This is a genomic window from Microcoleus sp. Pol14D4, assembly GCF_036701245.1.
GTDB lineage: Bacteria > Cyanobacteriota > Cyanobacteriia > Cyanobacteriales > Microcoleaceae > Microcoleus.
This window is the reverse complement of record NZ_JAUBQM010000073.1, coordinates 26908-35531: the sequence shown is the minus strand read 5'-3', so window position 1 is coordinate 35531 and position 8624 is coordinate 26908. Positions and strand designations below refer to the sequence as shown.

Annotated in this window: 6 protein-coding genes; 4 read left to right on the top strand and 2 right to left on the bottom strand. The window is 45.4% G+C overall.

All coding sequences use genetic code 11. The annotated features are described in order from the left end of the window. Positions 1 to 309 precede the first annotated feature (309 nt). On the top strand, positions 310 to 2397 hold the full coding sequence (locus tag QUA33_RS21785; RefSeq protein ID WP_333151092.1) for a hypothetical protein: 2088 nt from the start codon (positions 310 to 312) through the stop codon (positions 2395 to 2397). A gap of 396 nt (positions 2398 to 2793) precedes the next feature. Then, a complete protein-coding gene (locus tag QUA33_RS21780) occupies positions 2794 to 3429 on the top strand; it encodes a hypothetical protein (RefSeq protein WP_333151089.1) in 636 nt (211 codons plus the stop codon). A 3-nt stretch (positions 3430 to 3432) separates the two neighbouring features. Here QUA33_RS21780 and QUA33_RS21775 read toward each other — a convergent pair whose 3' ends face one another. After that, positions 3433 to 4497, bottom strand: coding sequence for a DUF5895 domain-containing protein (locus tag QUA33_RS21775; RefSeq protein ID WP_333151087.1), 1065 nt, complete (start codon positions 4495 to 4497; stop codon positions 3433 to 3435). A gap of 81 nt (positions 4498 to 4578) precedes the next feature. Between QUA33_RS21775 and QUA33_RS21770 the strand changes: the two genes are divergently transcribed. Beyond that, a complete protein-coding gene (locus QUA33_RS21770; protein ID WP_333151085.1) occupies positions 4579 to 6513 on the top strand; it encodes a type IV secretion system DNA-binding domain-containing protein in 1935 nt (644 codons plus the stop codon). After that, positions 6510 to 7673, top strand: coding sequence for a hybrid sensor histidine kinase/response regulator (locus tag QUA33_RS21765; protein WP_333151083.1), 1164 nt, complete (start codon positions 6510 to 6512; stop codon positions 7671 to 7673). Before QUA33_RS21770 ends, QUA33_RS21765 begins: the two co-directional genes overlap by 4 nt. Positions 7674 to 7754: 81 nt before the next feature. On the opposite strand, the gene QUA33_RS21760 is transcribed toward QUA33_RS21765, so the two are convergent. Continuing rightward, complete coding sequence (locus QUA33_RS21760; RefSeq protein WP_333151081.1) at positions 7755 to 8432, bottom strand: response regulator transcription factor; 678 nt, start codon at positions 8430 to 8432, stop codon at positions 7755 to 7757. Positions 8433 to 8624: the final 192 nt, after the last annotated feature.

Here is an 8624-nt window from a genome sequence, read left to right as displayed (position 1 = left end):
AGAGTCGAACTCATTGACCGGGTAACTGCATACAGCCTTTTTCTTGTCAATACCTAATACTGAACCGACGCTCTAGGGAAGTTCGTCAAGGTAATTTTGACGACGCTTACCAAGAAAATGTTTATGATTTGTCCAACTTAGTAGATACTCCTTGGACAGATTCAGCAGTCCGGTCGAATCCACAGTTGGAACTGGAGCTTGATTAAAGAAAAAAGCGAAGATCGAGAAATGCAGTCCTGGACGCATCAACTCAGAAAAAATAGAGCAGCTTTCTTTTTCGCGATTTTAGTTAACATCAAGAGGATTTCCATGAACAGTCCCAAGCCGTTAAAAAAATCAAGCCAGATAGGCTCTGCCTTAATAGCTGCCAGTACACTCTGCCTAATTTTTGCTTTTATCTGCATTACTTTCTTAAGCTTTCCATTAATTGCTAGCGCCAGTCCCTTACCTACTAAAATTTGGGAAAAAGAACAATCTAGAGTTTTGCTGCCAGATTGGAGCCAGATTACCTTTAGTTCCCTGCCCGCCGTTGCTAGTTCTGGAAGTTCTGGCGGCCGAAGCTGGCAAGCCGGCACTTCTGTTGACAACATCTTGAAGCTGGGGGACATTAACGATGTAAAACCTGAAATTCTGTCTTTGCAAGCAATTGAACAATTGGCATTAGGGGATATCAATTTAGAAAATATCAGCTTGTCAGCATTTCCCTTAGCTGGTAAGCAAACTGTCGGTCACTTAGCTGAAATTGTTCCAAATCTTAGCCAATTTCAATTGAGCGATGTTCCTCCAATTGCTTCTTTATCTTCTCAAATAGCCGGAGTGAACCCTAAAATCAACCAATTACCAATTGGTCAAGCTGTAAAACAAGTACCGCAACTAGCGCAGGCAAAACTTAACCAAATTGACCTATCTGAGTTTGCGATCGCCCAAATCCCCAACCTTAATAGCGTAAATTTAGAACAGTTGTCTGGCTGGTCAGAGGAACTCATCAGCAATATTCCGCTGCTGAGTCAAGTCCCGCTTTCTAGCTTTCCGGTTCCTATTGCGTCTATTGGCAGCACAATCATGCGAATTGACACGATTTACAGCCGGTACGAAAGCAAGCGCTCTAATACAATCTCCGGTTCTGATGTAGAAGGATTTGCGGTAGCGTGCGAGAAAGATTGCGCTTATATCGAACTCGACGACATGGAAAACGTCGGTCGCCGCGCCACAGGGCCACTAGAAGGCAAGCAGTGGATTAGCGGCAAATACCAGGAAGTGCGAGGCGGTTCTGGCTGTTTGAGCGGTTGGGAACCGACGGGCCGGCATCCTTTTGGGGAAGTGTTTAAAGTAGTGGTAATGGAACCGTCAGAAACCAGCGATACTGTTGACACGGCTCTGTACTTCAGGTTTAGTTTGCCCTGCGGCAAATCGCCTTACATTATTGGTCCGGTTCCGTTTCTCAGTTACAGCGTTAATTCGCCTATGTTTGTCGGTCGATTGGAGGGCGGTTCTTCTAACAATATTTCGCGTTCCAAAGGCGTTGCCTCTGAAACAAAACCTTCAAAGCCGCTGAGTTCCAATCAAGCTAAAGAAAACCCTTTACCCACTCAGCCTCTACCTGAATCAAAGCGAGAGTGCGCGCGCCCCGCAACTTACGTTAACGGTGTGGATGTAGCTTCATTAGGGGAGGCGTTAGCAAAGCTTTCCGAAGGAATCGCCAATTTGGAAAATGCAGCCAGTGGCGACTACGAAGCCATTGGCGAGATCGTTTGTACCGAAGGATCTCGCAACTGCGGGCGGGCGATCGGTCGCTATCAGTTGATGAGTTACCGGGAAGACGTGCAGCGTGCTGTCAGCTCAATTCCAGGGGGGGCTAACTTTATCCTAAACGTCAACAAAGGCCAAAAACCTACAAGAGAGGAACTCTTCCAATATTTTCCTCCTGCTGTTCAGGATAAAGTCTTGCAAAATTCTCTAGCTGAGAACTTAGTCAGCAGCCAACAGGAAATTGACCCTAAAACTGGGCAGGTGTTCAAGGGCGATCGCTTAATTGAGCGAGTAGCACAGAAACACTTTGGGGGTTCTGGCAGTAAAATTGATGCCAGCTATTCCAATATTTTAGGCGGCTACCCTCTCAAACAGTACGGGGAAAAAGTTCGAGAGCTTTATAACCACAATACCAGCGACAATTGCCAAGCTAATTCTGGTGACAGCAATGGCATCAGCAACTCGGTCGGCTCCGGCATTACTTTAAATGCTAGTGGGAGTATTAAGGTTGCGCTGTTCATTAGCTCTTTTTTGATGGGAATGTGGTTCTTAATTCGACTTTTTTACAAGCGAAAGCAGCAATTTTTTATGATTCTAATCGGTTTTGGACTAGCAATTAGTTTTGGCACGGCTGCACTCTCCCATTGAACCAGGGGAAAGAGGAGGTGGAAAAGCAAGTTATTAACAAGTCTAACAACCTTCTCTACAACCAGGACGTTTTTAATTGCTGAAACCATTAATTTTATGGCATTGATATCAAAATTGGTGGTATCGGAATGATTAAACCACAGAGGGCACAGAGGACACAGAGAAAGAGAAGAGAGAGATAATAATTCCGATGTCAACTGATTAGATATGACTTCTAAGCTGTTCAGGATATAAATTGTAGAGTCGTTTTGTATTCCCCGAAGTCAGTCATAAAAATTGACTGTAAGATTTAGACATACAACAGCTTACTTCAGCAAAATAATCTCTCTTTTATTGTCTTTTTCTTCTGCTTTAGTGTCCTGTTTTTTCTTGTATTTTGTAGGAGTGAAGTAACAAATGGTTAAACAAAATAGAGTTAAGCAACAAACAGCAGGCACCCAAAAGATTGTCAACCCCCCGGTTTGGTTAAATCAACTTGGTTACTGGTTTCGCATTGGTTTGACAGTTTTTACCGCCCTGTCGCTATTATTGGGGACAGTTGCTTGCACGAATTCTAGTTCAGCAACAACCGCACCAGCTTCTTGGCAACAAGCTTTGCGAGTCACTCCAAAAGAAACTTTAACCCTAATCGTAAAGGAACACAGCAGCCTTCCAGAACTCAAAGTAGCGGCTGGGCAAAGTGCTGCGGCGGAAGCAATTAAGAGAATGCGAGTGTGGCAAGTTAATGGCTCGGTAGGACGGCTGAACCTTTATGATTTCAATAATTCCACTCTGTGCGGCACAAAAGGCTGCCTTTATGTTGGCTACTTAATTCCTAATGATTCAAGTCAAATGCCAACAGAAGTATTTACAGCTTATCTCGACCCCCATAAACCGCCGAAAACTCCTTTGTTTAAGGCTGACAGTTCCTCGCACGAGGGTTTGCCTTGTCTAGGAGTGAATCAGCTTTCCAAAGAAGGCCGCCGCCAGCTTCAATTTTGCTACGACGGCCTTACCTATCAACTTGCTGACAGCCAGCTTTTCAGTAGTTAGTGTTTAGTAGTCTGCGGGTTCATCGAAGTCAAAATCTTCTTCTGAATCAACCTCAACTTCAACCTCAGCAGCCTCGGAAAACTCATCTAATTCCTCTAATTCTGAGTCTGTTCCTCCTTCAACTTGTGCAATTTTGCGAGGGGGTGACAATTTACCTCGATTTTTGCGGTTAGTTACGCTTTCTGGCAACGCCTGGACTTCAGGTTCGACACCAGCAGCTATAGCTGGCAACCCGGCCTCGCTAGCGTCAATGAACCCAGCAATGCTATTGTGCAGTCCCCAAATCAATTTCTTTTGTGGTTTTTGACCGAGAAATAGCTTGTGAAAATTAGCATCAGTTGGCTGAGTAATGCTGTAAGTTTTGCAGCAAAACGATTTATTTTTGCCTTCCCCTTCTTTGATAGCTCTAAATTCGACATTCAACACTCCCAAAGAGCGCCACTTGTCATTTTTACCGCTGTAATCTCTCCCAAAGCAATCAGCAAATGCCCGTTCCAAATTGCGGTAAAATTCTTCTCTAGCGCTCTTAAAGCTCCAGAGGGCTACATTCTTGAAGCGGACGACTATCGGTACCTGATGCAGGGGTTGGTTTTTGGGATTTAGAAAGATGAGAGCGTGTTCGGAACACACTTCCTGCGTCTTTTTATCGAGGGAATCGCGATATTCGTCGTAAAGCCCAATAAAACTACCTGCTAATTCTCCATTTTCTTCAATATCTTTGTAGCGGATGTACTCAGGCACACAAGCTAATACCAACATTCTCGCTTTTGGGAGCAGTAAGCCTGTCACTTCTTCGCTTAGTTCGACCGTTGTCAATTCCTCAACATTAGGCATTACGTGCCATTCCGCTTTGACAAGCTGGTCGTTCGAGAGCAAAATACCTGCTGGGTTATCGTTAATCACGATTCCATAGGGCAAAGAGGGCTTGCGAGTTTGGTTGTAATCACTGTTGAATAGCTCCGGATCTATCTCGTAATAATCAGCACTCTTGTTCTTTTGCCTGTTGGAGTTTCCACTAGAATTCTGTACTGTCTTACTGGGAGATTTCGCGTTATTGCTTCTTACCATTGTTTACCTATTTTTGTCATGGTCTCCCCCTTGAGGCGATAGCCGCTAGCTGAAACATTTAGTTGTTTAATAGATAAAAAAATGAACAATTTGCAATTCTTGCCTAAAATTCACAAAGCTACCTTGATACCAATGGCAGTTCAACCTCCTAAACGTTCGTTAACTAGCATAGATTTTGGCGGGTTGTTGGGCCAGTTTATGAAGCCAGAGGGATTGGCAATGTTAGGGCTAATGGCAGGCTTACTTATTGTTTCCAAATTAGTTGGAAACGGGAAAGGTAAAATTACCTCCGGGCGGCTGTGCGGGACGGCTGAAAAATTGGCAGCCACAGGCTCTGCCCTCAAGCAAATGAAAGAAAAAAAACGGCAGCCCGTTACTTTGTGGAGCGGTACGCCGACTTATTGGTTTAAAGGTTGTCAGGGATTGAGTGCTCGATTGCAAACGCTATTAGGTGCAAATCCGACGGTTTGGTTTCCCCACGCAGAACGCGGAACTTTAGTCATTGGTGCTCCGGGTTCTGGCAAAACATTCAGCGTCATTGACCGGATGGTTGAAAGTGCATTTCAGCAAGGTTTTCCTGCCATTATTTACGACAAAAAAGGAGACCAAATGAAACTGCTTGCACCCCTTGCAGTGCGCTACGGCTATGATGTGCAAGTGTTTGCGCCAGGGGAAGCTTACAGCGGCACTATCAATCCTCTGGATTTTATGAGAGATGCACAAGATGCAGTAATGGCAGCAGAAATTGGACAAGTTATTGCTCGAAATGCTAGTCCGGGGGAGAGTAAAGGCAATGAGTTTTTTGAGAAAGCAGGCGAGTTGATGGCGAAGGGTTTAGTGCAGTTGGCAAAAAGCAGTCCTTACCCGGATTTAGCTTTTGTGTACGCAATTATTCAACTGCCAGATTTGGTCAAGCGCATCGACCACGCCGTTCACCGACCCGACGGTCATCCCCTCAAAATGGACAGGTGGATTGCCTCTAGTTTTTCGCAGTTATTAAGTTCAAAAGATGCTGAAAAAACAGTGGCGGGCATCAAGGCAACCGCAGAGGCAACCTACTCCAGTTTCATTCAAAAAGATTTGTTGCGGGCATTTATTGGTCGCAGCACCATTCCAATTGCTTTAGAAGGCAAAAAGTGCATTATTTTCAAATTAGATGACCAAAGGCGCACTGTAGTGGGGCCGCTGTTAGCTGCTGCTATTCACTTATGTGTGGTGTCTAATTTGAGTCGAGTACGTTCTGACCCATTTTTGTACTGCTTAGACGAGTTTCCGTCTCTCAAGTTCGACAGAATGGATCAGTGGGCTAACGAATATCGTTCTGCTGGCGGCGTGCCGATTGTTGGCATTCAATCGCTCAATCAACTCTATAATCTGTATGGGGATAAAAAAGGGGCTGCGATCGCCAGTGCTCTGTCAACTCATGTCCTCTTCAACCCCGGCGATTTTGAGACAGCCGAGAAATATTCTAAGCGGTACGGGGAAGTGGAAGTGCTGGTAAAAAATCGATCAACCGGCAGCTCGACGGGGCAGCAAACGAGCCGTTCTGTCAACTGGAGCGAACAGTTGCAAAAGAAACCGCTGATTAGTCCTGACGAAATTCTGAGGTTTCCTCAAGGCAAGTGCGTCATCACTTCACCGGCCTACGCAACGGGGACGGAAGCTTTATTTCCCTACCCTCTCAAGATTCCGGTGCGGCCCGGCGACATAAAGCGAGCTAAAGAGTCTGAACAACTGTGGGACAGCAGCATCAGACCGCAGCTTGAAAGGCGGGCGAAAGCTTTGTCAGTAGAGCAGCAGACGGGTAAACTGCTCAATATAGATGAAGAGCTGGATCAGCGGATTCGATTCGCTTACCAATTGCTGCCACATCCGAACGATCCAGAAGAACCCGTGACTGTGGCTGATGTTAAGTCGCCTGTTAATGCTGGTGGTGCGAACAGCGCGGCTGGGAAAATAGCAGTTGGCAATATTCGGAAAAAACTCAAAACTCTGTCCTTTGGTGGCGATAGATGATGGAGCAAACTAAACAATTTTTGGCTGACATTTTGATTGTTGACGATATTCCCGCTAACATTCAACTACTTTCTCAATTGCTAATTGAAAACGGTTACAAAGTCAGGAAGTTGATTAGTGGACAGCGAGCTTTAAAAGCAGTAGAGTTGCAAGCGCCCGACTTGATTTTGCTAGACATAAAAATGCCCGGTATGGATGGTTATGAAGTCTGTCGTCAACTTAAAGCATCTGAAGCTACTTGTGATATCCCTATAATTTTCATCAGCGCTTTAGATGACGTATTTGACAAAGTAAAAGGGTTTGAGGCGGGCGGTGCTGACTACATTATAAAACCTTTTGAGCCTGTTGAAGTGTTAGCGCGGGTATCTGCCCAACTTAAAATGCAGCGCTTGCAGCAGCAACTTCGCTGCGCTAACGTGCAATTGGCTACACAAAATGTTCAGCTCAGCCAGGAAATTCAAGAAAGACAGCAAGCAGAAGCCAATTTAAGAATGCTGTTGCACGCTGTTTCGCACGATTTGCGATCGCCTCTATCAGGAATGTCGCTACTGCTGCGAAGTCGCCTCAATGATGCTGGCAGTAACATTGCTATTGATAGGCGGACTATGGAGGTTATGGTGCAAAGTTGTTCGCGCCAACTCCAGTTGATTGAGTCACTAACAGCAACACAACAGTTTGATGTGAAAAGTGCTTCTTTAGCCATAAAGCCGCTGTCGCTGCCCGCTTTAGTCCAAAATATTCTTATTGAAAGATTACCAATTCTCAACCAGCATCGAGTCAAGGTTAAGCAGCGTTTTGCAGCCGATTTGCCTTTAGTCCATGCGGATGCCCAGCAGCTCTGGCGGGTGTTTGGCAATCTGATCGACAATGCTGTTAAATACAATCAGTCTGGGTTTATTTTGACGGTAGAAGCTAAAAAGGAAGGTGAGATGGTTCGCTGTACGGTTGCAGACAATGGGGCAGGAATTTCTCTTCAGCAATGTGCAAGATTATTCGAGCCTTATACGAGGGGAGTTGGAGTTAGTTTAAGGCAAGGATTGGGATTGGGACTTTTCATTTGCAGGCAAATTGTTGAGGCTCACGGCGGAGAGATTGGCGTTGATAGCGAATTGGGAAAAGGAGCGAGGTTTTGGTTGACATTGCCAAAGTTTGAAGATTGACAAGATGCCATAATTTGCTACGCGATAGCTACGCCTCAAAAACCACTTTTTTTAGAACAATTAGAAGCTGCATTCCAACGACTAAACCAGGCCCAAACGCAGTGCTTTAACGGCTGCCTGGGTGCGATCGCTCGCTTCAAATTTAGCTATAATCATCTCTACATGACCTTTGGCGGTGTGGACGCTCATTCCTAGTTGAGCAGCGATTTGTTTATTGCTTTTACCCTCAACTAGCTGCTGCAAAACCTGCATTTCCCGTTCTGTCAGCTTGATGTCGTCATTCGCATAGCTATCGGGCAGTGGCGTTTTGAGATTTTGCAGCACGCAGTCGGCAATTTTAGGGTCTAAGTAGCTGCCACCTTCTTGCACAGCCGTAATCGCTGCTAGAAGTTGTTCTGCGTTAGTGCCTTTAACGCAGTAACCGTGAGCGCCACTGGACAAAGCCGCCATTACCTGAGTTGGATTGCTGTGGTGGGTGAGCATCAGAATGCGACTATGCGGCAGTGCGGCTCTGATTTGCTGCGCGGCTGCAATACCGTCGATTCCGGGCAAGTCAATGTCCATCAGCACGATGTCTGGTTGGTGTTGCAGCGCGGCACTGACGGCTTCGTTGCCGTTAACAGCTTGTGCGACAACTGTTAAATGGGGTTGGTTATTGAGGATATGCTGTAGACCGAGCTGCATCATCGGGTCATCTTCAACTATCAGGATGGTTTTTAGTTGGCTTGTTTTTGGTTGGGTGGCGGTAGTTGCAGTCACGGCTAAGATTCCTACTACATTTTATCCATAGTCTATTGTTTTTCCTCATATTAAAGAGTGTCATCCTCCTATGGAGAGAAGAAAAGTTTTGATTTTTGGGCAATTTCGTCGGAAGGTGAATGTCTCTCGATAGGAGGATGATAATAAAGTCGGTTCTCCCGATTTTTAGGTGATCATAAAAATTCTAGTGAT